Here is a 25,964-nt window from a genome sequence, read left to right on the forward strand (position 1 = left end):
AAAGACAATAAAGACAATAAAGACAATAAAGACAATAAAGACAATAAAGACAATAAAGACAATAAAGACAATAAAGACAATAAAGATAATAAAGATAATAAAGATAATAAAGATAATAAAGATAATAAAGATAATCCTGAGCAATCAGATGCAGCAGATCAGCGCCAACAAGAACTAAATGACAAAGAGGCGAATAAGCTTCTAGCTGCGATAAATGATAATCCAGGGGGGCTTCTTAGAAATAAATTTGCACGTGACTACCAGAGGATGATAGGAGGTAAGCGTGAGAACTAAATTATTAAAATTAGTAAGTATACTTTTGCTGTTAATCGCTGGATTGAATATTAGTTATGCTAATGTCATAGCTAGTGTGGATAATACTCATCTTGAGTATGGAGAAACTTTTGAGCTAATACTCCATCTAGATGATTTTGACACCCAACCTGACTTAGATGTTTTAGATAAGGATTTTACAGTTTATAACACTAGTACCAGTAGTAAGACCACTGTTATAAATGGTAAATCAAGCTCACAATTTGAAATGATTGTCACGCTTATGCCAAATAGATCGGGTAATCTGACAATACCTGCAATTGAAGTTGGTAATCAGTCAACAAAGCCAATTTCTATAAAAGTAGATAAGAAACTCTCAAGTGAAGAAGCAAGTAATTATCAGGATATATTTGCTATAGGAACACTAGCTACAAGCGAAACTTATGTTAATGTGCCTGTGCTGTATACTTTGAAGCTGTATTATTCGACACCTATTTTGAGTCTGAATCCTAGAAATTTTGATATAAAAAACTCTGAAATAAAACAAACCAATCATAGAAGAACTTATCAAAAGCGCATTAATGGTAAAATGTATGATGTTGTTGAAGAAAGTTTTTTGATAATTCCACATAGAACAGGAACTATTGCTATCCCAGCTATCGCAATGCAAGCGACTATTCCTAATACATTTGGTCAGTTAGGAACTAGGGTCAAGAGCTTCTCTACGGATGCTAAATTCTTAAGAGTTAAGCCAATTCCTGAGAAAATTGCTATTAAAGATTGGTTCCCTGCATCAGATGTTAAAATTAGTGATAATTGGTCAGCAGGAGATACCGTAAAAGAGGGTGAGCTATTAACTAGGACTGTAACTATTAAGGCAAAAGGTGTCCTAAGTGAGGATATTCCAAAATTAGAATTTAAATCTTCAGATGCTTTTAATGTTTATCCTGAAAAGCCAGTACTTGAGGATATTGAGCAAGGTGGTCAGCTAATAAGTACAGCGACTTACAAGATTGGTTATATGCCTATTAAGCAAGGTAAAACGACAGTTCCTGCTGTTATATTAAAATGGTTCGATATTGATAATAGTAAATCACAGCTTGCGACAATAGCTGCGAAAACATTTGATGTTAAAAAAGGCACTATACCAAGTACAAGTTTTAATGCAAATAGTCAGGCTACACCACAAGTTATAAAAAAGGTTGTTGAGGATACTTTTTGGCGAAATGTTGCAGTAGGACTTTTTGTACTATGGCTTATTACATTTATGCTACTCATAAAATGTAAGCTAACTCGTAAAACTAAAAATGTACATGAAGAAGAGCTTGTTATAGAGGATAAAAATCCTGTAAACATAAAAGATATTAAAAAAGCATGTGCTAAGAGAGATAACATACAGCTTCAAAAAGCGATTATTGGTTGGGCAAATACTAAGAGTGATAAGCGACTCTTTTCATTATTAGAGGTTGCCGAGATATTCCCACAATTAAAAGAGCAATTAAAATCGTTAAATGCGAGTATATATGCAGGAAAAAGTTTTAGTAATTACCAAGAACTGTTAAGTTTAATTAAAAGTACAACAAAAAATACTAAATCTAAATCTGATACACTAGTTAAAGGTTTGTATGAATAGGTAGGGATCATGAAAAAATTTTTATTAAGTATATTTATATTTTTGACTTTTGCTGTTTCAGCGAATTCACAAACTGTTCTTGTAACTGGTTTTAGTCCTTTTGGTGGAGAAAAGATAAATCCATCTTGGCAAGCAGTTAAACAGCTTCCAGACTCTATTGATGGAGTTAAGGTTATTAAAAGACAAATTCCTGTTACATTCAAAGGCTCTGTTAATGAGCTAGATAAGTTAATCAAAGAATATAATCCTGATGTGATTATTGCAATTGGCGAAGCTGGAGGTAGAGCAGCAATCTCTATCGAAAGAGTAGCAATAAATGTCGATGACGCTAGGATTGCGGATAATAATGGCTATCAGCCTAAGGATGTCAAAATATCAACAAATGGTGATAATGCTTATTTCTCTAAGTTACCAATTTATCAAATCCAAGATGCAATACAAGCGCAGGGTATTCCGACATATATATCTAATAGTGCGGGAACATATGTTTGTAATCATGTAATGTATCATTTACTAGAGACATATCCTAATAAGGTAGTTGGATTTATACATGTGCCATATGCACCACAGCAAGTTGTAAATAAAGCAGATATACCCAGTATGAGCACTAATGATGCTACTAAAGCATTAAAGATTGCTATACAAGAGTCATTAATTAAGCACGGGTAGCTAACATGACAAAAGATTGGAAATATTATTTAGGATTATTATTATTTATCTTATCATTTGTGCCTTATGTTGTAGTTTTTTGCATAATGCCTTTTTTAGGGTTATCTACATCTAGCTATTTGGCGATCTCATCAGTTTTACTTGTTAGTGCAGAGGGAATCTTTCTGATATCAGTTATGCTTTTAGGTAAAGTAATAATTGATACGATAAAGTCAGCGATTAAGACAATATTTAAATCAGCTTTTACAATACAGAAGCCGATTGGTCGTACCAGACATAATGTAGGTTTGGTAATGTTCTTTGCTAGTTTAGTATATCCAACATTATTGCTTGAGATGATACTAATTTTTGACAAAATTAATCAAGTTGGGCAACTAAATATGATGCTTATCTTGTTTAGTGGGGATATTATTTTTGTGGCTAGTTTTTTTGTCTTAGGTGGTGACTTTATCAATAAATTAAAATCAGTATTTAGGTACAATAACTAAGCATGATTTAACTAATGGGTACAAAATATGTTTCATAAAGCTAAATTAATCTTTTGTTTGACCGTAATGCTACTACCTTTTAGTCTTTATGCAAAAGATAAAAAGTTAGATTATTCTAATTTTCTCGGAACTTGGACTAATATAGATAAAAATACTCAATCCATAGTTAAATTTGAAATAGTTGCCGATGCTAAAGGTAATCCTTTGATTAGTCTAAAGGGAAATTGTTCACCAACATTTTGTGATATTGGACCGTATAAACTAGTATTATATGGAGATAGTGTAGCATCTAAAAAAGCGGTATCTGCTATTGCTAATTATGATATTGATTGGTCGAAAGGATATTATGTACTAAGACTAGAATCAGCTGATAAAGTGGAGCTTTCTTCGTATACTAGTTATGACGATTTTAGGACTAATAGCTATACTTCAGGAGTCTTTATAAAGTCAGACTCAGTAGATAAATAGTATCTAGTCATTTGTCTATAGATTCTATTTGTATTATTATGGTTGTGTATTTTGGTAGATAGCTAAATTGTAATTTTTGGAGTGGTGATATTTGTGATGAAAGTAGAGTTTAGAGTTTTACAAACGCCAGATATTAACCAAATGCTAGAAGTGTTGATTACTACAGTTATCAAAGAATATAACGAACGCAAAACAATAGCGATTCTTGCTCCTACAGGCATTGCAAAACAACTTGATGATGATTTGTGGCAAGATGGTCAAGATTCTTTTATACCGCATCATTGTGCTATAACTGCTAGAGAATATAACCAATATAAAAATATTCCGATTCTTATCACAGATAATTTATTTATCACTTCAGGTTATGATGTTTTGATTAATATCATGGAAGTAGCAGTTGATCATCAACGAGTTAAAATCAAAGAGTTAAAAGAGTTTGTTTATCAGGAAGATAGAGCTTTGCAGGCTTCGCGTAAGAAGTATGTCTATTATAAAAGATGTAGTTTAGAGATAAGTACAATAAAGTAGAAATTTCATATCGAGACTTATAGTTTAATGTAAAGGCATAGGCAGAAAACTGCTATATTTCATAAAATTCTAAAAGATTATTTTATTCGTATTTATATAGTGTAACAAAACTGTTACATACTGTTACACCATTGAAACAGACTTTTATTTTTCTCTTATATAAAATTAGTTTTGAAATTGATTAGCATGAATATAATAGGGAGAAAAAATCAAAATGAGTTTAAGAAAAATCAAAAGAACAGTAATAGCTACCTTAGTTGGGCTTTCAACTTATGGCGCATCAAATGCAGCAAATGTAACAGCATATTATCCTAACTGGGGGACATATGAAGCAAATTATCAACCTAGTGATATTCCAGCTCAGCATGTAGATGAGATTGTTTATGCTTTTGCTCAAGTTGGAAATTGTGCTCAACCATATGCAACAGATGACAATCCTGAACTCTGTAATGCAAGTGATCCAAATAGCGGATATTTTAAAGGTGGTCAAGATTATAAGTTATACTCAACTGACCCTTATGCAGATTTTAAAAAGATTCCAAGTGATTATTATCATCCTAAAGATTGGGATGGTGGCAAAGGTATAATAGGAGAAGTATTATCTCTTGGTAAGCCAGTTGTATTATCTGTTGGGGGGTGGTCTTTATCAGTACCTTTATTCAAAGCTATGGATGATCAGCATAGAGCTGGCTTTGTTAAATCTGTAGTGAGATTCTTTGAACAGGTTAAAAATGACACAGGCAAAACATTTGCCGGAATAGATGTTGACTGGGAACCAAATGAAAATTCTTGGAGTTTTGTTAATACATCAACAGGTAGACAGCAATTACAAAATTATATTGATTTGATTAAGGATCTTAAATCTGCACTTCCTAAAGGACAAAACAAAGTTGGAATTGCAGCTCCAGCAAGCCCAACAGTAATAAAAAATGTGGATGCAGTATATCCTGAGTTCTGGAAAAAAATTACAAATGAAGTTGATATAGTAAATGTTATGAGTTATGACTATCATGGTGCCTGGGATGTTGGGCAAGTAACAAACTTTAACGCGCCACTTTACTATGATAACAGACAGCCTGCAGATGTAACGGGTAGAGAAACATTTAACAATGTAGCAACTATTGAGGCGTATGTAAATGCCGGAGTTTCTCCAGCTAAAATGAATTTAGGCATCCCTGCATATGGAAGAACTTATGCTAATGTCGAAGCAAGTACAACACAGGGACTTTATCAACCATTTAATGGTGCGGCAATTACTCCTAGTGGAGATGGTACTTTGAGATATACCGAAATACAAAAGAATGCCGGAGGATTTAATTGGGTAACTAATCAGGATTATCTTGCTGGACAAGCTACAGCGTATGATAGTAATAAGAAAGCATTTATTACATTTGATAATCCTGCAAGTGTCGTAAATAAAGTTAGCATTGCAAAAAATAATGGGTTAAATGGTGTAATGTTTTGGGATTTATCTGGTGACTATAAAATAGGTGATGCTGATTTTGCTCAAAAATCTTTGATCAAGGCTGCAAAAGAGTCATAAGTTTTCTCTCAAGACCTCATTTATAAAAATTTTTATATTTATTCATCTTCTTTGTAATACTCTTATTTTAAGCTAATTATCCATGAATATTAATATTTAATGATTTAGCTAACAGCAATTTTTAGAAATTGCTGGAGCAAAGATATCATTACCAACTAACCAATAGTACTTTCTAAAGAACTTTGTTAAAATTATCAGCATTAATTTTTTCTATAAACTTATATATTTAGGCTTTATAAATGACTCAAGAAATGAATAAAAATTATAATCCAAAAGAAATAGAGCAATCTAACTATCAAAATTGGGAAGCTTCAGGCAAGTTTGCTTGTGGTAATACTGATTCAAAAGATGCTTATGCAATAATGCTACCACCACCTAATGTGACAGGCACATTACATATGGGACATGGTTTCCAAATGACTTTGATGGATATCCTTACGCGTTATAATCGTATGAACGGTAAAGATACACTTTGGCAACCAGGTACGGATCATGCGGGTATTGCTACGCAAATGGTAGTTGAAAGACAGCTTAATGCTCAAGGTATCTCAAGGCATGATCTTGGTCGTGAGAATTTTGTTAGTAAAGTTTGGGAATGGAAAGAGCTATCAGGAGGAACTATCACATCTCAAATGCGTAGAATTGGCGCATCTCCAGATTGGAATCGTGAGAGATTTACAATGGATGATGGTTTATCTGATGCAGTTAAGAAGTGCTTTATCAAACTATACGAAGATGGTTTAGCATATCGCGGTGAGAGGTTAGTAAACTGGGATCCTAAACTAAAGACAGCTGTTTCAGATCTTGAGGTTGCTCAAGTAGATAAGCAAGGTTCTCTTTGGCATTTCGTATATCCGGTAGCTGATAGTAATGAGAAGATTATAATTGCAACGACTCGTCCAGAGACAATGCTTGGTGATATGGCTGTTGCGGTTCATCCAGAAGATGAAAGATACACTCATTTAGTAGGTAAAATGATAAATCTACCACTTACGGATAGACAAATTCCAATTATAGCAGATGATTATGTTGAGAAAGATTTTGGTACAGGATGTGTAAAGATCACTCCTGCTCATGACTTTAATGACTATGAAATGGGTAAAAGACATGAGTTACCAATGTTAAATATCTTGACTGATGATGCAGCATTAAATTCTAATGTACCATCGAAATATCAAGGTTTAGATAGATTTGAAGCACGTAAGCAAATAGTTGCTGATATGGATGCACTAGGTCTTTTAGATAAGATAGAGCCACACGCACTAAAAGTACCAACTGGAGATAGAACTGGAGAAATTCTTGAGCCATATTTGACTAAACAATGGTTTGTTAAAGCTGATGTGCTAGCAAAACCAGCTATAGAAGCAGTTGAAAAGGGCGATGTAAGATTTGTTCCAGATAACTGGAAAAATACTTATTTTGCGTGGATGAGAGATATTCAAGACTGGTGTGTATCACGCCAGTTATGGTGGGGTCATAGAATCCCAGCTTGGTATGATGAAGCAGGTAATGCTTATGTCGGCGAAGATGAGGCAGATGTTAGAGCTAAATATAATTTGGCTAATGATATCGCTATCAAACAAGATGAAGATGTATTTGATACTTGGTTCTCATCGGCATTATGGCCTTTTAGTACATTAGGCTGGCCTGAAAAGACTCCTGAGTTAGCAAAATATTATCCAACAAGCGTACTTGTAACAGGTTTTGATATTATCTTCTTCTGGGTAGCTAGAATGATGATGTTTGGCATGTATTTTATGAATGATGTGCCATTTAGAGATATCTATATCACGGGGCTTATTCGCGATAGCGAAGGGCAGAAAATGTCAAAATCTAAAGGTAATGTTTTAGATCCTGTAGATTTGATTGATGGTATATCATTAGATGAGCTTCTGAAAAAGAGAACTACTGGTCTGATGCAGCCACAGATGAAAGCTAAAATTGAAAAGGCAACTAAGAAAGAATTTCCTGAAGGTATTAGCGCGTATGGTGCTGATGCAGTGAGATTTACTTATGCGGCATTAGCTTCTACATCGCGTGATATCAGTTTCGATACTGCTAGGGTAGAAGGATATCGTAATTTCTGTAACAAGCTTTGGAATGCTTCAAGATTTGTGATGATGAACCTTGATGATTATAAAGTTTGTGATAACTATGAGTTAGGTGTGGCTGATAAGTGGATTTGGAGTGTGTTAAACACTGCTACTGCTGATGTACATAGACATCTTGCAAACTATCGTTTTGATTTAGTGGCAAACACTATTTATGATCTTGTATGGAATAACTATTGTGACTGGTATGTTGAGTTTGCAAAAGTTGCTTTAAAAGATGATTCACTATCTGAGCAACAAAAAAATGGTGTTAAATATACACTGACTAAAGTTTTGGAAAATATCTTAGCTTTAGCGCATCCGCTTATACCATTTATCACAGAGAGTATTTATCAGCAGTTAAAAGCACATTTAAATGATGCTAAAGATACAATTATGGATGTATCTTATCCTGTAGCTACTCAAGATTTAGAAGCTCCAGAAGCTGAGAAAGCTATTGTATGGTTGCAAAATGTTGTTACAACTCTACGTAATATGCGTAGTGAAGTAGGTATTAAGCCATCTTTAGAGATTTCTCTAATAGTCAAAGATGTTGCTGAGACAGACAAAGAATATCTTGCTCAAACAGAAGGATTTATAAAAGCTCTAGCAAGAGTAAGTAATATTGAGTTTAATGATAATCCACCAACATCTTTATCACAGATTGTCGAAGGGCTTGAGTTAAATATTCCGTTAGCAGGTTTGGTTGATATCGAAGCTGAAAAGGCAAGACTAGATAAAGAGCTAGACAAGCTTAAAGGCGAAGTTGATAGAGTACAAAAGAAACTTTCTAATGAAAGATTTGTCTCAAATGCTCCAGAAGCAGTAGTTGCTGCAGAGCAAGAAAAGTTAGCTAAGTATCAAGAGTTATATGCTAAAACTTTAGAGAAGAAGCAAGCATTAGCATAGCTACTCATAAATCACCTTATTTCTACCATTTTCTGAATAAAACTTAATTTATATAGAATTCTGATTAGCATTTATATTTGCTGCTAGAGATTTTTTGATTATAGTTTTTAGAAGCTTTTTATGTCTATGATTAGGATTTTTTCTTAAGCAGTCTAACGCATATTGTTGCAATATAACCAAAGGTAGAGTTATATCATCCCTCATTTTGATAGATCTTTCTTTGACAGGGTTTGCATGCAAGAAGTTCTCATCTTTTTCAGTTACAGCTAACAAATACTTTTTAGCTAACTGATGCTCATCGAACAGTTGTTGCCAAAATGCGCTGTATTTAGGATCTTTACTTATATGCTTTGTAATGTTGAAATTTGTTTGAGCAATACTCTGTAGCGCATTATCAAATATTCCTTTGATTATAAGAGAGCGTTTATATATTTTTTGTAGTGCGGTTAGACTATTGCTATCTTTTGTCACTACGGTACTTATAGCTGTTCCTAAACCATAAAATGCCAAGATACTCTGTCTCATTTGCGTCCAAGCAGCACCATAAGGTATAGCTCGAAGATCATCTAGTTTAAATTTATCGCTAGAGTTTCTTTTAGCAGGGCGAGATCCGACATTCATTTCACTAATATATTTCAAAGGAGTGATTTCTGTAATGTAGTCAACAAATTGAGGATGATTCTTCAGATTTATATAAGTATCGAAAGATAGTTTTCCTAGCTCATTGATAAGGGCGATCTCGGTAGGATTAAGCTTATGTGCATTGTGTAAGTTTAGTTTGCCGTATAAGCCAGATGTCAAAATTTGCTCAAGATTATATTGAGCGCTATTGGTATTACCAAATTTTGAAGAGATACTTTGTCCTTGGATAGTTATCTGTACATCGTGGTTTGAGACAACATTAGATAGTCCTTTGTAGAATAGGAACATATCTCCACCCCCACGTGAAGGAGGGCCACCACGGCCATCAAAAAATATCGGTTTGATACCTTTTGAGCTAAGATATTTGCTTAGAGCTCTCTTTGCCTCAAGGATAGACCAGTTAGCCATGAAATAACCCCCATCTTTGGTGCCATCAGAGAATCCAAGCATAATAGTTTGAGTATTTTGCCATACTTTGAGATTATCTGTGTAGAGCTGTATTTTGAGTAGTTCATCAAGTATTTTTATCGAATTTTTGAGGTCCTCCATAGTCTCAAATAAAGGCACTACTTCAATTTTTATTTTACTATTAGTATCGATATCTTTGTTGAAGAGTTTAAATATTGTCAAAACCTCTAAGATACTTACGGTAGAGTCAGCATTACTTATTATATATCTTTGAATAGCATCGTAACCACTGTGTTGCTGAATATATTGTATCACTTCAATAGTTTCTAGAAGTTCTCTAGCTTGGCAGCTGTTGATTTCTAGTTCTTTAAAAGATTTTTGTTCAGCAAGTTCGACAAGGTGTTTGACTTTCTCGGAGTCACTGAGTGCTTGATAGTCAAGGTTATAGTTCTCACTAAAAAGTTCATTAAAAAACTGATTATGTATTTTTGCATTTTGACGAATATCCAATTTAGCAAAATGAAAGCCAAAAATTTTGACCTTTAGGATAAGATTATCAAGTTTATCAACAAACAAAGAGTCATATTCACTATCTACGACATTTTTTACTTTGACTAAATCGTCCAAGAATGTTTGTGAGTTGGGGTATTTATTAGTTTTTAGTCTTTTGCGTATTTTTGTAAGCTCTTCATGCACATTTTCAAAAGTAAGCTTTTTGACTAATCTCTTTAGATCTTTATTGTAGCTATTTAATATATTTGTTCTTAAATGTTTAGAAACTTTTTTGGTAACACTTGCTGTTACAAAAGGGTTGCCATCACGATCTCCACCTGGCCAAAATCCAATTTCAATATTAGTATTATCATTGGTTAGTTTATGTTGGATTTCTGGAATCACATTATAAAAAATATTATTTAGATACCATATTATCGAAACAGCTTCATCTTCAGGTGTTGGCTTAGTTTTATTACTGAATTTAGTTTTTCCCATTTGTAGGAAAATATCCTGAATTTTATTTATATCATTGTCGATAATCGCCTTTTTTAGATCATGGATAATCGGTAGTACTAGTTTTGCATAAAATTGCGTAGGATGAGCTGTGAGTACAAGTCTTGTTTTATATTCTTGTAAGGCTCTATTTAAAGCATTTTGTTTATCGTGTCGTTCGACTCTTCTAGCTAGCCTTGTGATACTATACTCACCATTTAAATCATGTGTTTTGGCATAAGCAGCTTCTTCAAGAGCATCTATCAAGACTGTTTGTCGTTCAATATAGCGTATGAATTTGACAAAGATTTGAAGCTTTTGCTCTTCTGACATTTCAGGATATAGATTTTCAATAGTCTCTATTGGATCTTTAGCATTTTCTATGAGATCTTTACAGATATTAGCAAATGTAGCTAGCATTGCATTTGCATTGTGTTCTTTATCAAGAGGAGTACTCAAAAAAAGGCCATTTAACATCTTATACTTAAGCTCAACCTCAGATCTATAGTTTTCTACTAGCTCATCTTGGATTGAATAAAATGACATTGGCAACTCCTCAAATTTATAAGAATATATAAATAAACATTTAAAACTATTTAGTATACAGAGTATATGTTTATACGCTTATTTTAGTAATTTTCTATAATTATTGCTTTAGTTTTGTGTTAATGAATAAGGGCTTATTAAATAACTATCTTGAAACCATCAAATTTCTAGTTTAATCTTAAAACAATTTTATTTGCATTATAGATTGGGAATTTGTAAGTATGAAAAAAGCATATGTATTGCTTGACTATATTTTGAAAAACTTATTTATGGCAATATTTTGGTTTGTTGCCGGTCTTTTTGTTGGCTATTTAGCAGTAAGCTTCGCAGCATCAGAATATGTTTATAGTGTTCTAAAGTCTTATGGCTTTGTTTGGATGTCAATATATGGAGCTATTAAGATTTCGGGAGTTCTTAGTATTATTTTTGCTATTATTTTTGCTGTATTTGATGAAAATAAAAAGTTTTTGATAATACCGATGATAGTTACCGTTGCTGTTTTATATTTTATTCAATATGCGTTGACTCATTGTATTTTACATTGTTTAGCATAAAACCATGTTGAATCAACTTGCTGAAAATATTTGGGTTGTAGATGGCGGAGCAGTTCCTTTTTTTGGTCTTCCGTATACGACAAGAATGACGATTATAAGACTTGAGAATAACGATTTATTTATTCATTCACCAGTTAAGGCTGATTCTGAGTTAATCTCACAGGTATCTGAGATTGGTAATGTAAAATTTTTAATATCACCGAATAAAATTCACCATTTGTTTTTGCAAGATTGGGCAAAGATTTTTCCTGATGCAAAGATATATGCATCGCCTGGACTTAGAGATAAAAGAAAAGATATTAACTTTACTGCTGATTTAAAAGATTTTCCAGAACCTGAGTGGCAGAATGAAATTGACCAGCTAATATTTAAAGGTAGTAGAGTAATGCAAGAGGTTGTGTTTTTTCATAAACCTTCTAAAACACTAATTCTTACAGATCTTATAGAAAATTTTGATGAAAATTATTTTTCAGGATTTAAAGGTTTAATAGCTAAGTTATCAGGTATAGTTGCCCCAAATGGCAAAACTCCTATAGATTGGAGGATATCTTTCTTTTTTGGTAAGAAGCAGGCTCGAGAGTGTTTTGAGATAATCTTGGCTTGGCAACCTGAGAGAATAATCGTTGCTCATGGTAAAAATATTGAAATAAATGCTGTAGACTTTCTTAAAAAATCATTTAAATGGTTAGGGAAGTAAATTAATGATTTATGCGGCAGCATTTGTAGCTATCAAAGATGATAAGATTCTTTTGACTAGAACTAGAGATAATACTATTTGGTATCAAGCAGGTGGTAAAATCGAGCAAGATGAAACACCTATCCAAACTATTGTAAGAGAGCTAAAAGAAGAGTTAAGTCTGGAGCTTACAATAGATGATATGCGTTACTTAGGGAACATAACTACGGATAATCATGATAGAACTACAACGGTTTCTTTAGAGTGTTTTACGGCTGATACTAATCAAGAAATCAAACCTTGCGCTGAGATCTCAGCAATCAAATGGTTTGACTTTGATGATACTGAGTTCGTTGCACCAGCTGTATTAGAGGTTATTGCGAAATACAAAAGTGGTGAGTGGCAAATATAGATATTTTAGGTATTATTTTAGACTTTAAATCATAATTTTTTCAAATACATATTTAAATGATTAAATAAACTCATAAGCTAGTATAAACTTGTTTCAAATTGCTAATGAATTATCAAAAAATATGCAAAGAAAAGAGCTACTAAATGCGGTTAAGAGAATAGTTGTAAAAGTTGGGACTAGTACTCTAACTCATCAAACAGGTCTACTAAATATTTATCGAATAGAAAAGCTAGTTAGACAGTTATCAGACCTTCATAATCAAGGCTATGAAGTAATACTTGTAACATCAGGAGCTGTTGGTGCGGGTATGGGTAAGCTTGGATTGCAACAAAAACCAAAAACGCTACCCGAGAAGCAAGCTGTAGCAGCAGTGGGGCAAGTAGCTTTAACTCATTTATATCAAAAGCTTTTCTCTGAATATGGTAAGAATATTGCTCAGTTGCTTCTGACAAAAGATGATGTTGCTAATAGAGAAAGATACCTAAATGCGCGAAATGCTTTTTCAGCTTTATTGGCAAAGGGAGTTATCCCAATCGTTAATGAAAATGATGCGGTAGTAGTTGATGAGATTAAGGTTGGTGATAATGATACTTTATCGGCACTAGTTGCAAATTTAATAGATGCTGATTTATTGATTATTCTCTCGGATATTGATGGTCTGTATACAGCAAATCCACGTATAGATAGCTCAGCAAAACTTTTAAATATTATCCCAGAAATTTCAGATGATATTCGAGCAATGGCTGGTGATGTTGGCTCTAAGTTTGGTACTGGTGGTATGGCTACTAAGATTAAGGCGGCTGAGATTGCTGTAGCAGGTGGGGTTAATATGGTTATTGCCAGTGGAGAAGATCCTAAAATTCTTTTGGAGATAATATTAGGTCATGATATCGGGACATTATTTGCAAAAAATAACAAAAAAGAAATCACAGCTAAAAAGCATTGGATAACATACAGTAGTCACAAACGTGGAGAAATTATAATTGATAAAGGAGCCATAACGGCGCTAAAACAAAACAAGAGCCTTTTACCATGTGGAATTATTTCAATTAATGGAGATTTTCAAAAGGGCGCTACGGTTGTTGTTTGTAGTGAAGATACTCAAGAAATAGCTACTGGATTGGTTAATTATTCATCACAGGATTTAGCAAAAATCAAAGGACATAAAAGTTATGATATTGCTAATATTTTAGGGCATTGTGATTACAATGAAGTTGTCCATGTTGATAATATGTTTTTAAAGGAGTGTTAGATGAACTTATCTATCGTAGAAATGGGTAAAAATGCTAAGCAAGCTGCAAAAGACTTAGCTAAAGTAAATACAGAGCTTAAGAATAATGTGTTACATCAGTTAGAAAAATCATTGTTAGACAATGCCGAGTATATTTTGCAACAGAATCAAAAAGATCTAGATAATGCTAAAAAAAATAATTTATCAAAAGCATTTGTTGATAGATTAACACTGACTTCTGCTCGAATAGAATCTATGGCTCAAGGAGTCAGACAAATTGCTGATTTTGCAGACCCTATTGGTAAGATTGAGAAAGGCTTTAAGCATCCTAAAGGAATGACAATCTCTCAAGTTAGAGTGCCTCTAGGCGTTATTGCGATGATTTTTGAATCACGCCCAAATGTCACTATAGATGCTGGAGCATTAGCTCTTAAATCAGGTAATGCCATTATCCTTAGAGGAGGTTCTGATGCTTTGCATACAAATATAGCTTTGAAAAATATTTTCCAAGAGGTATGTGAAAAGCATGGGTTATCAAAAAATATAGTACAGTTAGTCGAGGACGTCGCCAGAGAGCGTGTAACAGAATTAGTAACACTCGATAAATATATTGATGTGATAATTCCAAGAGGTGGAAAAAGTCTTAAAAAAGCTATCCAACAGCAAGCTACTATTCCAATGATAGAAACAGGAGCGGGGATTTGTCATACATATATTGATGAGTTTGCTGATCTAGATAAAGCTATAAAGATCATCATAAATGCAAAAACCCAGCGCCCTGGAGTTTGTAATGCTTTAGAAACTCTTTTGGTTCATCAAAATATAGCAGATAGATTTTTACCAGAATTAGAAACAGAGCTTGCTAAATATAATGTTGAACTAAGAGCTGATATTAAGAGTTTAAAATATCTAGAAAATGCTACACTAGCCACTACAGAAGATTGGGATACAGAATATTTAGATCTAGTACTTTCTATTAAAACAGTGGCAAATATTAATGAAGCTATAGAGCATATTAATACCCATGGTAGTATGCATTCAGAGTGCATAGTCACTGAAAATTATACAAATACAGAGATCTTTTTAAATGAAGTAGATGCAGCAGCAGTATATGCTAATGCTTCAACTAGATTTACAGATGGTTCAGAATTTGGTTTTGGTGGTGAGATTGGTATTAGTACGCAGAAGCTTCATGCTAGAGGACCTATGGGTATCAATGAGCTAACAACTCTAAAATATATTATTAGAGGAAATGGGCAGGTTAGAGTTTAGGGGGTTTTGATGAGTGTAAAAATAGGTGTAGCAGGCCCAGTTGGTAGTGGTAAAACATCGATAATAGAACAACTTACTAATATTTTAAAAGATAAATATTCTTTAGGTATAGTTACTAATGATATTTATACAAAAGAAGATGCTAATTATCTAAAGTCGCACTTAGATATAGAGGATGGACGAATAATTGGTGTAGAAACTGGAGGGTGTCCACATACTGCAATTAGAGATGATATTTCTGCTAATGCAAAAGCTATACAGATACTAGAACAAGAATTTAGTCCAGATATTATTTTTGTTGAAAGTGGTGGAGATAATCTTAGCGCTACATTTTCATATGAATTGGTTGATTATTATTTTTATGTTATCGATGTTGCTCAAGGAGCAGATATTCCTAGAAAAAAGGGTGCGGGACTCTTGTTTAGTGATCTACTTATTGTAAATAAAACAGATCTTGCACCTTATGTTGATGTTAATATTGAGTCTATGGAAAAAGATGTGAAAGAAAATAGAAAAAATAAGCCATATCTTTTTCTTTCTAAAAAAAATAATAGTATAGATAGATTGTATGCATGGATAGAGGCTTTAGTAGCATAATCTAGGTTGTGAATAATTTTGGTTCTAATTTATGGTGTTGATGAATTATCTCTTCAAATAAGGGATTAAAAATACCTATTTCTTTTGAGGTGTTATTTATATAGTCTATTAATATGTCATCAAGTTCAAAAAGAGTTTGTTGTATTTGAGAAGGCGTTATCTTAGAAATTTTTAAGCTTGTCATAGCAATGTTTATAATATTTTTCTTAGCCCAAAAAAGTAATAAAGTATCTACATTAAGTCCTATTTCATAAGCATAAGCTGAGAGTATGCAAAGTTCATTGCCTTTAGAATGTTTATTAGCCACACTATCAAAGTATTTTTTAACTATTGATGAAGTTATTGAAAAATTTATTTGTTTAAGGTAATTTTCACCAATATCTTGTGAAGCTTTCGCATATTCATAGGGTAATCTTGCGCTGAAAAAATTATCTTCTCTAATTATTAAATCTAGTTGATTTTTTGTAAAGTATTTATAAATATTTCTTATAAATACGAAATCAAAGTTACAGTATTGATCTATAATTAAATTTTCTAAAAATGTTTTTAATTCTAATCTATCTGATACTTTTTCTAATATTATATGTGGCTCTAGCCCAAATGAGTGAACAAATGCACCATTAGGAAAGCTTCCATCAAGTAATTGAAGAAAACGACTTATAGCTTTTGTATTAGTGAGAGTGATGTGCTTTTCCATTTGGTCTAAAATATTCTTTGGTTTTAACTATTTGTATTGTTTGATCATTTTTACAAGCTTGGATAATATCATCAAGAGAAATATCATCTAAGACTTTTATGCTATATTCTTCTATACAAATTGGTTGGTGTCTATTGCCAATTTCATAAGCAATTTTTGCAAATGATAAGGGATTACTAAAGTTTATCTTATAGATATCATCTTTTAGTCTTCTTACTATAATACTGTAACCATCTTCACAAACTAAAATATCATTATCATATAGGTGTGTGAATTTTATTTTGATAATAAAATCTACATCATTTTGGGTTGTGGCAGTTAAATTTGGCTTTTGTATATCAAACCAGTTTAATTCAACACTATCATTTGGCTCTAGATTTTTTGCTATTTCTCTAACTTTTTTTATCACGAGCGTATCCTTAAAATAAAAAATATTTTCTAGCCATTGGTAATTCTTGCATATAATCAGCTGTTATAAGTTCGCCATTTACTTTTACATCATAAGTTTCTGGGTCAACAGAGACATCCCCTACAAAATTATTCAGTTTCATATCGTGTTTAGTTATTTTTCTTGTATTTTTAACTTCTAAAATTTCTTTTTCAGTATTTAAAGCTTCTTTATTTGATGCTTTTGCTACAAATATGGCACTTGTTTTAGCAGGAGTATTTCCAAAACTACCAAACATGGGTCTATATATATTTGGTTCTGGAGTAGGGATAGAGGCATTTGAGTCACCTAGCATAGCACTAGCAATAAATCCTCCTTTTATAATAATTTCTGGTTTAACCCCAAAAAATGCTCTATTCCAGAGTACTAAATCTGCCATTTTTCCAACTTCTACACTGCCAACATATTCATCTATTCCACATGCAATAGCTGGATTTATAGTATATTTTGCGATATATCTTTTTATTCTTTCGTTATCATTTCGTTGATTATCTAGATCCAGAGCACCTCTTTGTACTTTCATCGAATGCGCAACTTGCCAAGTTCTAGTAATAGTTTCACCAACTCTACCCATAGCTTGTGAGTCAGAACTTGTTATAGAAATAGCGCCTATATCATGTAATACATCTTCAGCGGCGATTGTTTTGCCTCTAATTCTAGATTCAGCAAAACTTACATCTTCAGGAATTTTAGGGCTTAAATGATGACAAACCATAAGCATATCAAGATGTTCTTCTATTGTATTTTTGGTATATGGTAAGGTTGGGTTTGTACTAGATGGTAAAACATTTTCAATACCTGTTACTTTTATGATATCTGGAGCATGACCACCTCCAGCGCCCTCACTATGAAAAGTATGGATAGTTCTTCCTTTGAATGCATTTATGGTATTTTCTACAAAACCAGATTCATTTAACGTATCAGTATGAATAGCCACTTGGACATCATAATCATCTGCCACTTTTAAGCAGGTATCTATAGCTTTGGGTGTGCTTCCCCAGTCCTCATGAAGTTTAAGTCCCATTGCACCTGCTTTTATTTGTGATGCTAAAGCTTCATAATTACTAGAATTTCCTTTCCCCATGAAACCAAAGTTCAAAGGAAAATTATTTACTGATTCGATCATTTTTTGTATATTGAATTCTCCAGGGGTACAAGTGGTTGCGTTTGTTCCAGTATTTGGACCTGTACCACCGCCTATCATTGTTGTTATGCCACTATGAAGTGCTTCATCAATTTGTCCAGGAGAAATAAAGTGGATATGAGAATCAATTCCTCCAGCTGTTATTATCTTGCCTTCTGCTGAGAGAATCTCTGTATTAGCGCCTATCTCTAGTCCATTTGTGATACCATCACAATTATTTGGATTACCACTTTTGCCAATAGCCGATATTTTTCCATTTTTGACTCCAATATCGGCCTTATAAATACCTGTATAATCTATGATTATAGCGTTTGTGATAATTAAATCAGCTACTTCATTTCCAGCTGTTGGGCTTTGACTCATCCCATCTCGAATAGTTTTACCGCCACCAAACTTACTCTCCTCGCCATAGATTGAAAAATCTTTCTCAATTTCTGCTATAAGTTGAGTGTCAGCAAGTCTAAATCTATCGCCAGTAGTAGGGCCATAGATAGAAGCATATTTTTTCTTATTGATAAAAGCCATCATCTATATTCCTTTAAAAATTTTTCTAAATTGATGAAAGCTCTTTCTTTTACTTTTTCATCATCAAGATACCCTTCAACAAGACCATTAAATCCACTAATATATCTTTTACCAGCATATGCTACTAGCTCAACTTTCTTAATAGAACCTGGTTCAAATCTTACCGATGTTCCACTTAAAATATTTAAGCGCATTCCATAAGCAGATGCTCTATCAAAACTAAGAGCAGGGTTTGTTTCAAAGAAATGATAGTGAGATCCTACTTGAATCGGACGGTCGCCATTATTTTTGACATCTACCTTTAACTTTTGCTTCTGGGAGTTTAGCTCAATTTCCCCATCATCAATAATGTACTCTCCAGCAATGATCCCTTTATTTTTAGTTTGAATGGGGTTATGTACTGTAACAAGTTTCGTGCCATCATTAAAAGTTGCTTCTGTTTGTACCATTTCGATCATATTTGCTACTCCATCGATGACATCATCAGCAGAGAGCACTTTTGTGGCAGCTACCATTAACTCAGCAACGCTTTTTCCTTCTCTAGCACCCTCTACTATAAAACTACTAATAATAGCTATAGCTTCAGGATAATTTAGTTTTAAACCTCTTTGCTTTCTCTCTAGGGCTAGTTTACTTGCGGTATAGATCATTAGTTTTTCTTGTTCACGATTTGTTAAAAACATGACTTTTCCTTAACATTAGTAATAATTTTAGTTACTGTTTTCCCAAGTTAAACTTACCTTTGTCTAACTCTTTTCTATAAAGTTCCCAAACTTTTAAAACTTTGGTTTTTAATGAGTCCATGTTTTTATCATTTAAAACACCAAGAATCATTTTTTTATTCATAGTTAAAGCAAAGCTATCTAAGTTTTGTGAGTTTAGAGTCTCTAAAAATATTTCATTATTTTTTAAGCGTAAATATATTTTTGCAAAGATAGAGTTTTTAGAGTTATGTCTTTTTATATAAGCTTTTAGCTGGTTTCCAGATCTTATATATTTTTCTAAATACTCTATTTCTTCATTTATGTAAAAATGGTTTTTTATAGCTATTGTATTAAAATCAAAGCTTTCAAAGCTTCTTCCGTGACTAAGGATATCTCCATAAAAGAAAGTAGATGATTCATCTATTGTTAGTTTTAATAATTGTAAAAATTTAGACTCTTTATAAAGAATCAACTCATCATTTATAAATTCTATGTTTGAGTTAGCTAGGTTTATCTTTATGTTACTTATTCCAAACTTACTTGTTGATGGATATACTTTTGTTGCAGATTCAGTAGTAATAATTATATCGGAGTTTGATAAGTTTATTTTTGTTGAAATTCTATCTGCTGGAAAAATCCCTTCACCGATATTTAAAAGCTTAATATAGTTTTGTTCTTCATTAAAATGATAATAGCGCGAGGGTAATTTAAGCTTATCTAAGCTTAGGGAATTATCTCTAAAAGATAGCGAAATACTCATATATTAGAACCTAATGTACTTTAAAGGTAGTTTAAACCGAAAATAATCTATCAGATAGAGATTTCGGATCATGATTATAAGATTTTAAACGAGATATCATTGCTAATAATGATTTTTATTTCATTAATATAGATTTATCTACATTATTGATATCTGTGAAACCGCAAAATGCCATGGTTTTATCCATTTCTTGATAGAAGATTTCAAGAACTCTATAAGTACCTTGTTCGCCATAAGCACCAAGACCGTAAACCATTGGTCTACCAATTAGTCCAGCTTTAGCGCCGAGGGCTTTTGCTTTGAGTAAATCTTGACCACTACGAATACCGCTATCAATTAGAACTTCAAGCTTTGTATCAACTACATCAACTATCTCTTCAAGTATGGATATACTAGAAGGTGCTCCATCTAATTGGCGACCACCATGATTTGATACAACTATAGCATCTGCTCCAGTGTTTTGAGCCATAATAGCATCTTGTGTATCCATAATCCCTTTGATAATCATTGGGCCATTCCATTGCTTTTGTACCCACTCGACATCATGCCAATTTAGGCTTAAATCAAATTGTTCATTTGTCCATTTACCTAGAGATGCAAATCCACCTTTATTTTCAGCGTGATTTGCAATATTACCAAAGGTTCTATTTTTGGTTTTTAACATATTCAAGCACCAATATGTTTTAGTACTTAGGTTAATTAGATTTTTAAGAGTAGGTTTTGGAGGTACTGTTAAGCCATTTTTTATGTCAGCATGACGATTACCTAGCATTTGTAGGTCAGCAGTTAGTACTAGGGCACTACAACCAGCATGTTTTGCGCTCGCTATAAGATTTGCCATAAACTTTCTATCTTTCATCATATACAACTGAAACCAAAATGGTTTGGTTGTATGTTTAGCTACTTCTTCTGTAGAGCATATAGACATTGTCGATAGTGTAAAAGGGATGCCAAATGCTTCAGCAGCTTTGGCAGCATGAATCTCGCCATCTGGATGTTGCATTCCTAGTAGACCGACTGGAGCAAATGCTAAAGGCATGCTGTACTCTTGTCCAAGAATTTTGGTTTTTAATGATCGATGTTGGATATCAGTTAGTACTTTTTGCCTAAAAAAGTATTTATCAAAATCTTTTTGATTATACTCTAGAGTTTTTTGTTGCCATGAGCCTGATTCACAGTAATCAACAAACATTTTAGGAACTCTGCGATGATAAATTTTACGTATATCATCAAGAGATGTGATTTTTTCTAGGTTTTTTTTCATAAAAGTTTTCTCAACTATAATGATATTTTTATCAAAATTGTAGTGGGGATGTAATAAGCTAAATTTCTGTAAATATTTTATCTTCAGGTAGTCTAGATTTTGGTAGTTTAGCATTAAAATCTTCTTCTGAAGCATAACCAGCAGTTACAACCACGGATGTTTTATAACCTTTTTCTATAAGATTAAATTCTTCATCTATTATATGAGCCTCGATACCTTCCATTGGTGTAGCATTTATCTTTAGTGCGGATAATCCTAATAGAATATTACCAAGGGCAATGTAAAGCTGCTTTTCTGTCCAAATCTGTAATTCTTGGGGTTTATCCTTGTATGCTAGAGCAAATTTTTTACGTACGTCTCTTTGCATATTCTCAAAATCTGAAGTAGGGAATCTACCATCTTTACGCTCTTGATCAAGAAGTAGCTCTAGATATTTATCATCAATATCTGTTTTTAGGCAAAATACGATAGCCAAAGCACAATCTTTAATATTTGTTACATTTTTGGGATGTATATTTTCAGCAGCTTTTGAAATTTTGGCTTTTGCCTTATCAGACGTCGCTAGGATAAAATGCCATGGTTGTGAGTTTACACTTGATGGTGTGAATCTTAGCAAGTCTTTTATTTGTTGTATTTGTTCAGGGGTTAACTTTTTTGTTGAGTCATAAGCCTTTGTAGTGTAGCGAGTTTTAGCATATTCGACGATATTCATAATTCAAAGTGAAGTTTTATCAAAAGATTAACTCAGTATATTTGATTCAAAAATATACAACAATGTTTTTTAATCTAGAGATATTTATATTTTTTTGTAATCATATTACTTTGTAAAGATTAATTTTTAAGGATATGTAAATGAGAAAAAAGATTTTAGTAACGATGCTTGGTGTTTTTACAGGATTATCGTTTGCAACTGCAGAGAATATAGAGCAGATGAGAGATAGTTCAGAAAAGATCGTTAGCGTAAACCCTAATTTTGTTGAAATCGATGTTTCAGCATATAAACATAATCTAAAAGTAGTGAAGAGTATTATTGGAGATAATGTCAAATTATGTGCTGTAATGAAGTCAGATGCTTATGGGCATGGGTTAGATAATTTGATTGATGCTACAGTCAATTCGCCTGCTGTTGATTGTATTGCTGCGGTTGATAATAAAGAGTTTGCGATTATCTCTCCTAAAATTCAGCAAAGTGGGAGAGAGATTACAGCTCTAAGAATAGCTCCTGTTACTAAATCTGAACTAATCCAAGCCATTAATAATGGATGGGATATCGAAGAGATTATAGGCTCTTATGAGCAAGCAAAGATTATTTCTGAGACAGCTCAGCAAATGAGTGAAATTCTTGGTAAGAAAGTGATAATAAAAGTTTCTATAAATATAGAGACCGCGATGGGAAGAATGGCTTTTAGAAAAGTTGAAGACATAAAAAAAGCTATGAAACTACCAAACATTAAGGTAGTTGGAGTTATGACACATTTTGCTAAAGATTATGAAAGTGAGGATATAGCAAAAACTGCGACAGAAAAGCAATTAGCAAAGTTTGATGAGATGGTCTCTCAGCTAGATTTACCAGAAGGAACTATACAGCATGTTGCTAACTCAGGCGCTGCTGCGAAATATCCTTGGGCTAGAAGAGATATGGTTAGAGCCGGTTCTCTTATTTATGGTGAAGATCTTGATGATTTACAAGATCCTAAGCATGAACTTCGACCTGTGATGAAATCATTTAGATCAGAAGTTGCGATTATTGAGAGAGACATACCACCACATTCACCAATTAACTATGATGCTGAGCAATATACTCGTTCGGATAGAAAATCAACAACAGCGACATTAAGAACTGGCTATAATTATGGTTTCCCTCAAAGAGCTTATAAAAGTAAAATGCAAGTTATTATCGATGGTGTCAAATATCCTGTTATTGGTAAAACATCTATGAATATGCTTGTTGTGGATATTACAGATGAGCCGAAAGATAAGATGGTTAAAGTAGGTGACCAAGCGCTATTAGTAGGCAAGTATGGAGATAGTTATATTTCATGGGAACAGTTTGCACAACAAAATAGTATGGGAACTACAGAGGAAGTTCTAGTGGTTGGTAGTCTTAATAAAAAGATTAATACTATTGAATAAACATTTTATCAAGAAATTAAGAATTATTTTTAATTGGACATTTCCAGTTAAAATTTTCTGGTAACTTAGCTATTATTTTTGGAAAATCTTTTTTTAGAAATATTATTAGTGAAATTGATCTTAAAGTTTTTACATACATCAATAGCATAAATATTGAGATCATAGTTTCATAGAAATATCTCATTATTTTTATGTTGCCTTTTATTTCAAAGTTTAGATAGATGATTTTGTCAAAGACTACTAATACTAAAAATGCTAACAGTGTTAAAAATATAAATGTGATAAAGCTAGTAATTACTTTCTTTAGGATCTTTGAACTTGGTGTAATATAAAAAGTATCGTTTTTATTATCAAAAACAATAGCTTTTAGTTTGTTTAATTTTTTTATCTCTTGAAAAGAAAGATACTCAGTAAGTTTATTTAGTAAATAAATATCTCTAAATCTCGGTGGAACTATCGAAAATTCTCGTTTGAGGAAGTTTTTATGATCTATCTTAAATTGTAAATACAAAGCTGCTCTAGCAATAGGGTCTGTTGTAGAGTCTATTTTCTCTATTATTTCAGCCATGTCTTTTATCTTATGATGGCTAAAGACATTTACTTTCTCAGTTTCACCAAATAAAAAGTTAAGTGCATAATAGAGTATTGCTACTGGGATAACTAACAGTAACTTGTAGTTAGGATCAATCAAAAACTCAAATAATTCCATGACAACTGATATCCATAATTAACCTATAAGCAATATTTAATATTCTTTAGTTGCTAAATTCAATAGTGATCTATTTATGCTATTTGTTAAGTTTGTTTTTAGTGTTTTTGATGTTATCTTAGATTTATCAGGATATTCATTGTGGGTGATGGCTTTGTATAGGATAGAGACTGATAGTATTGGAGAAGTCAAGGTTGATGACAGATGTTATTGGGGCGCTCAAACTCAGCGATCTATAGAGCATTTTTCTATAGGTAAGGATTTGATGCCTATAGAGGTTGTTAAGGCTTTAGCTATTATCAAAAAAGCAGCAGCAATTACCAATAACAAGTTGGGTATTTTGCCTACAGATAAGCAAGATATTATTGTTACAGTTTCTGATGAGATAACTTCTGGTAAGCTTGATAATCACTTTCCACTACACGTTTGGATGACCGGCAGTGGTACGCAGTCAAACATGAATGTCAATGAGGTTATCTCAAACAGAGCGATTGAGCTACTAGGTGGCAAAAAGGGTAGTAAATCTCCTATTCATCCAAATGATGATGTCAACATGTCACAATCATCAAATGATGCCTTTCCAAGTGCGATGTATATTGCTACTGCTTTTGAGATAAATAAGAAATTATTGCCAGCTCTCAAATACATGCATGAGGATCTAAAAAGAAAGAGCAACGATTGGCAAGCTATCGCTAAGATTGGTAGAACTCATATGCAAGATGCTGTGCCACTAACTCTCGGACAGGAATTTTCAGGCTATGCGGCGTTACTTGAGAAAAATATTCAAAGAATTAAAGAATCTCTAAAAGATGTGTATGAGTTAGCTCTCGGTGGAACAGCTGTTGGTACCGGCTTAAATGCGCCTAATGGTTTTGCTGAAATAGTAGCGAAACAGATTGCTAATATTACTGGATTACCATTTGTTACAGCTACAAATAAATTCGAGGTGCAAGGTTCACATGATGCTTTAGTTGCGATTATGGGGCAGCTCAAAACTTTGGCAAATTCATTATTTAAGATCGCTAATGACATTCGCTTATTAAGCTGTGGTCCAAGAGCAGGGTTTCATGAGTTATTAATTCCTGAGAATGAGCCTGGATCATCCATTATGCCTGGAAAGGTTAATCCTACACAATGTGAAGCTATCGCAATGGTAGCAGCTCAAGTAATGGGTTATGATGTTGCAGTTGGTATCGGTGGTTCAGCAGGCTATCTTGAAATGAATGTTTACAAACCCCTGATTATTTTTAATATTATTCAAGCGATTAAGATTATTTCAGATAGTTGTGTAAACTTTACAAAATACCTTTTAGAAGGAATGACACCAAATTATGACAAAATAGATTTTTATCTCAAAAATTCATTGATGCTTGTTACAGCTCTTAGTCCAGTAATAGGCTATGATAAAGCTTCTAAAATGGCGCATTACGCTGATAGTAATAACTTATCATTAGCCGAAGCAAATAAAATCCTTGGATTTCTATCACAAGAGCAGTTTAATAAAGTGGTAGATCCATACAAAATGATAAAAGGTGGTATCTTATAGTGAGCAATTCTTTTCAAGAAATAGCATCTTGATTAGATATGCTAGCACTTGTTAATCGTTTGCTTTAATCCTTGCAAGAAGTCCGTTTCTAGTTTAATCTTTAAGCAA

Annotated in this window: 24 protein-coding genes and 1 pseudogene; 16 read left to right on the forward strand and 9 right to left on the reverse strand. The window is 32.9% G+C overall.

From position 1 onward, the window contains the following. From ACKTR7_RS04075 to ACKTR7_RS04110, 8 genes and pseudogenes are all read left to right on the forward strand, one after another. Positions 1-294: pseudogene (locus ACKTR7_RS04075) on the forward strand (tetratricopeptide repeat protein); the annotation flags it as partial. Continuing rightward, a complete protein-coding gene (locus tag ACKTR7_RS04080; protein WP_407877139.1) occupies positions 284-1,906 on the forward strand; it encodes a BatD family protein in 1,623 nt (540 codons plus the stop codon). The pseudogene ACKTR7_RS04075 and the gene ACKTR7_RS04080, both read left to right, overlap by 11 nt. A gap of 9 nt (positions 1,907-1,915) precedes the next feature. Further along, the gene (gene pcp / locus ACKTR7_RS04085; protein ID WP_407877140.1) at positions 1,916-2,575 is read left to right on the forward strand and encodes a pyroglutamyl-peptidase I; all 660 of its coding nucleotides are present in this window, start codon (positions 1,916-1,918) and stop codon (positions 2,573-2,575) included. A gap of 5 nt (positions 2,576-2,580) precedes the next feature. After that, positions 2,581-3,063 carry a transporter suffix domain-containing protein gene (locus ACKTR7_RS04090; RefSeq protein ID WP_407877141.1) on the forward strand — a complete coding sequence of 161 codons (483 nt, stop codon included), beginning with the start codon at positions 2,581-2,583 and terminating at the stop codon, positions 3,061-3,063. A 27-nt stretch (positions 3,064-3,090) separates the two neighbouring features. Then, entirely contained in the window at positions 3,091-3,531 is a 441-nt protein-coding gene (locus ACKTR7_RS04095) for a hypothetical protein (protein ID WP_407877142.1), read from the forward strand. Positions 3,532-3,627: 96 nt separating this feature from the next. Further along, complete coding sequence (locus ACKTR7_RS04100; protein WP_407877143.1) at positions 3,628-4,059, forward strand: DNA polymerase III subunit chi; 432 nt, start codon at positions 3,628-3,630, stop codon at positions 4,057-4,059. A gap of 214 nt (positions 4,060-4,273) precedes the next feature. After that, complete coding sequence (locus ACKTR7_RS04105; RefSeq protein ID WP_407877144.1) at positions 4,274-5,602, forward strand: glycoside hydrolase family 18 protein; 1,329 nt, start codon at positions 4,274-4,276, stop codon at positions 5,600-5,602. 239 nt (positions 5,603-5,841) lie between these two features. Next, positions 5,842-8,601 (forward strand): valine--tRNA ligase, encoded by a 2,760-nt coding sequence (locus tag ACKTR7_RS04110; RefSeq protein ID WP_407877145.1) that lies wholly within the window; start codon positions 5,842-5,844, stop codon positions 8,599-8,601. A 48-nt stretch (positions 8,602-8,649) separates the two neighbouring features. Here ACKTR7_RS04110 and ACKTR7_RS04115 read toward each other — a convergent pair whose 3' ends face one another. Then, positions 8,650-11,184, reverse strand: coding sequence for a phosphoenolpyruvate carboxylase (locus tag ACKTR7_RS04115; protein WP_407877146.1), 2,535 nt, complete (start codon positions 11,182-11,184; stop codon positions 8,650-8,652). A 221-nt stretch (positions 11,185-11,405) separates the two neighbouring features. Here ACKTR7_RS04115 and ACKTR7_RS04120 point away from each other — a divergent pair, with 221 nt between their 5' ends. The 6 genes from ACKTR7_RS04120 to ureG all read left to right on the forward strand — a co-directional run bounded on the left by ACKTR7_RS04120 (position 11,406) and on the right by ureG (position 15,926). Next, positions 11,406-11,738 (forward strand): hypothetical protein, encoded by a 333-nt coding sequence (locus ACKTR7_RS04120; protein WP_407877147.1) that lies wholly within the window; start codon positions 11,406-11,408, stop codon positions 11,736-11,738. Between the two features lie 4 nt (positions 11,739-11,742). After that, positions 11,743-12,435, forward strand: coding sequence for a DUF4336 domain-containing protein (locus ACKTR7_RS04125; RefSeq protein WP_407877148.1), 693 nt, complete (start codon positions 11,743-11,745; stop codon positions 12,433-12,435). Between the two features lie 4 nt (positions 12,436-12,439). Further along, positions 12,440-12,826, forward strand: coding sequence for an NUDIX hydrolase (locus ACKTR7_RS04130; RefSeq protein ID WP_407877149.1), 387 nt, complete (start codon positions 12,440-12,442; stop codon positions 12,824-12,826). Positions 12,827-12,947: 121 nt separating this feature from the next. Then, the gene (gene proB, locus ACKTR7_RS04135) at positions 12,948-14,078 is read left to right on the forward strand and encodes a glutamate 5-kinase (RefSeq protein WP_407877150.1); all 1,131 of its coding nucleotides are present in this window, start codon (positions 12,948-12,950) and stop codon (positions 14,076-14,078) included. After that, a complete protein-coding gene (locus ACKTR7_RS04140; protein ID WP_407877151.1) occupies positions 14,079-15,329 on the forward strand; it encodes a glutamate-5-semialdehyde dehydrogenase in 1,251 nt (416 codons plus the stop codon). A 9-nt stretch (positions 15,330-15,338) separates the two neighbouring features. Further along, entirely contained in the window at positions 15,339-15,926 is a 588-nt protein-coding gene (ureG, locus tag ACKTR7_RS04145; protein WP_407877152.1) for an urease accessory protein UreG, read from the forward strand. 1 nt (position 15,927) lies between these two features. Here ureG and ACKTR7_RS04150 read toward each other — a convergent pair whose 3' ends face one another. The 7 genes from ACKTR7_RS04150 to nfsB all read right to left on the reverse strand — a co-directional run bounded on the left by ACKTR7_RS04150 (position 15,928) and on the right by nfsB (position 22,180). Next, on the reverse strand, positions 15,928-16,623 hold the full coding sequence (locus tag ACKTR7_RS04150; protein WP_407877153.1) for an urease accessory protein UreF: 696 nt from the start codon (positions 16,621-16,623) through the stop codon (positions 15,928-15,930). Continuing rightward, positions 16,598-17,032, reverse strand: coding sequence for an urease accessory protein UreE (locus ACKTR7_RS04155; protein WP_407877154.1), 435 nt, complete (start codon positions 17,030-17,032; stop codon positions 16,598-16,600). Before ACKTR7_RS04155 ends, ACKTR7_RS04150 begins: the two co-directional genes overlap by 26 nt. A 10-nt stretch (positions 17,033-17,042) precedes the next feature. Continuing rightward, a complete protein-coding gene (ureC, locus tag ACKTR7_RS04160; protein ID WP_407877353.1) occupies positions 17,043-18,740 on the reverse strand; it encodes an urease subunit alpha in 1,698 nt (565 codons plus the stop codon). Next, entirely contained in the window at positions 18,740-19,423 is a 684-nt protein-coding gene (locus tag ACKTR7_RS04165; protein WP_407877155.1) for an urease subunit gamma, read from the reverse strand. Before ACKTR7_RS04165 ends, ureC begins: the two co-directional genes overlap by 1 nt. Before the next feature lie 31 nt (positions 19,424-19,454). Beyond that, entirely contained in the window at positions 19,455-20,204 is a 750-nt protein-coding gene (locus ACKTR7_RS04170) for an urease accessory protein UreD (RefSeq protein WP_407877156.1), read from the reverse strand. A gap of 115 nt (positions 20,205-20,319) precedes the next feature. After that, positions 20,320-21,468 (reverse strand): alpha-hydroxy acid oxidase, encoded by a 1,149-nt coding sequence (locus ACKTR7_RS04175; RefSeq protein ID WP_407877157.1) that lies wholly within the window; start codon positions 21,466-21,468, stop codon positions 20,320-20,322. A gap of 58 nt (positions 21,469-21,526) precedes the next feature. Beyond that, the gene (nfsB, locus tag ACKTR7_RS04180) at positions 21,527-22,180 is read right to left on the reverse strand and encodes an oxygen-insensitive NAD(P)H nitroreductase (protein WP_407877158.1); all 654 of its coding nucleotides are present in this window, start codon (positions 22,178-22,180) and stop codon (positions 21,527-21,529) included. 140 nt (positions 22,181-22,320) lie between these two features. On the opposite strand from nfsB, the gene alr reads away from it, so the two are divergent. Then, positions 22,321-23,601, forward strand: a complete 1,281-nt coding sequence (alr, locus tag ACKTR7_RS04185; RefSeq protein ID WP_407877159.1) for an alanine racemase — start codon at positions 22,321-22,323, stop codon at positions 23,599-23,601. Between the two features lie 16 nt (positions 23,602-23,617). Here alr and ACKTR7_RS04190 read toward each other — a convergent pair whose 3' ends face one another. Next, on the reverse strand, positions 23,618-24,310 hold the full coding sequence (locus ACKTR7_RS04190) for a hypothetical protein (RefSeq protein ID WP_407877160.1): 693 nt from the start codon (positions 24,308-24,310) through the stop codon (positions 23,618-23,620). A 154-nt stretch (positions 24,311-24,464) separates the two neighbouring features. On the opposite strand from ACKTR7_RS04190, the gene fumC reads away from it, so the two are divergent. After that, positions 24,465-25,856 carry a class II fumarate hydratase gene (gene fumC, locus ACKTR7_RS04195; RefSeq protein ID WP_407877354.1) on the forward strand — a complete coding sequence of 464 codons (1,392 nt, stop codon included), beginning with the start codon at positions 24,465-24,467 and terminating at the stop codon, positions 25,854-25,856. Positions 25,857-25,964 lie beyond the last annotated feature (108 nt).

Source organism: Francisella sciaenopsi (assembly GCF_045862875.1).
Taxonomy (GTDB): Bacteria; Pseudomonadota; Gammaproteobacteria; order Francisellales; family Francisellaceae; genus Francisella; species Francisella sciaenopsi.

Excerpts from the sequence above, each read along its gene's own strand:
- ACKTR7_RS04105 (WP_407877144.1), top strand. The coding sequence starts at position 4,274 with ATGAGTTTAAGAAAAATCAAAAGAACAGTAATAGCTACCTTAGTTGGG.
- ACKTR7_RS04140 (WP_407877151.1), top strand. The coding sequence starts at position 14,079 with ATGAACTTATCTATCGTAGAAATGGGTAAAAATGCTAAGCAAGCTGCA.
- ACKTR7_RS04100 (WP_407877143.1), top strand. The coding sequence starts at position 3,628 with ATGAAAGTAGAGTTTAGAGTTTTACAAACGCCAGATATTAACCAAATG.
- ACKTR7_RS04170 (WP_407877156.1), bottom strand. The coding sequence starts at position 20,204 with ATGAGTATTTCGCTATCTTTTAGAGATAATTCCCTAAGCTTAGATAAG.
- ACKTR7_RS04150 (WP_407877153.1), bottom strand. The coding sequence starts at position 16,623 with ATGGAAAAGCACATCACTCTCACTAATACAAAAGCTATAAGTCGTTTT.
- ACKTR7_RS04120 (WP_407877147.1), top strand. The coding sequence starts at position 11,406 with ATGAAAAAAGCATATGTATTGCTTGACTATATTTTGAAAAACTTATTT.
- ureC (WP_407877353.1), bottom strand. The coding sequence starts at position 18,740 with ATGGCTTTTATCAATAAGAAAAAATATGCTTCTATCTATGGCCCTACT.
- pcp (WP_407877140.1), top strand. The coding sequence starts at position 1,916 with ATGAAAAAATTTTTATTAAGTATATTTATATTTTTGACTTTTGCTGTT.
- ACKTR7_RS04175 (WP_407877157.1), bottom strand. The coding sequence starts at position 21,468 with ATGAAAAAAAACCTAGAAAAAATCACATCTCTTGATGATATACGTAAA.
- ACKTR7_RS04095 (WP_407877142.1), top strand. The coding sequence starts at position 3,091 with ATGTTTCATAAAGCTAAATTAATCTTTTGTTTGACCGTAATGCTACTA.
- alr (WP_407877159.1), top strand. The coding sequence starts at position 22,321 with ATGAGAAAAAAGATTTTAGTAACGATGCTTGGTGTTTTTACAGGATTA.
- ACKTR7_RS04090 (WP_407877141.1), top strand. The coding sequence starts at position 2,581 with ATGACAAAAGATTGGAAATATTATTTAGGATTATTATTATTTATCTTA.
- ACKTR7_RS04165 (WP_407877155.1), bottom strand. The coding sequence starts at position 19,423 with ATGTTTTTAACAAATCGTGAACAAGAAAAACTAATGATCTATACCGCA.
- nfsB (WP_407877158.1), bottom strand. The coding sequence starts at position 22,180 with ATGAATATCGTCGAATATGCTAAAACTCGCTACACTACAAAGGCTTAT.
- ACKTR7_RS04125 (WP_407877148.1), top strand. The coding sequence starts at position 11,743 with ATGTTGAATCAACTTGCTGAAAATATTTGGGTTGTAGATGGCGGAGCA.
- ACKTR7_RS04110 (WP_407877145.1), top strand. The coding sequence starts at position 5,842 with ATGACTCAAGAAATGAATAAAAATTATAATCCAAAAGAAATAGAGCAA.
- ACKTR7_RS04190 (WP_407877160.1), bottom strand. The coding sequence starts at position 24,310 with ATGGAATTATTTGAGTTTTTGATTGATCCTAACTACAAGTTACTGTTA.
- ACKTR7_RS04130 (WP_407877149.1), top strand. The coding sequence starts at position 12,440 with ATGATTTATGCGGCAGCATTTGTAGCTATCAAAGATGATAAGATTCTT.
- ACKTR7_RS04115 (WP_407877146.1), bottom strand. The coding sequence starts at position 11,184 with ATGTCATTTTATTCAATCCAAGATGAGCTAGTAGAAAACTATAGATCT.
- proB (WP_407877150.1), top strand. The coding sequence starts at position 12,948 with ATGCAAAGAAAAGAGCTACTAAATGCGGTTAAGAGAATAGTTGTAAAA.
- ureG (WP_407877152.1), top strand. The coding sequence starts at position 15,339 with ATGAGTGTAAAAATAGGTGTAGCAGGCCCAGTTGGTAGTGGTAAAACA.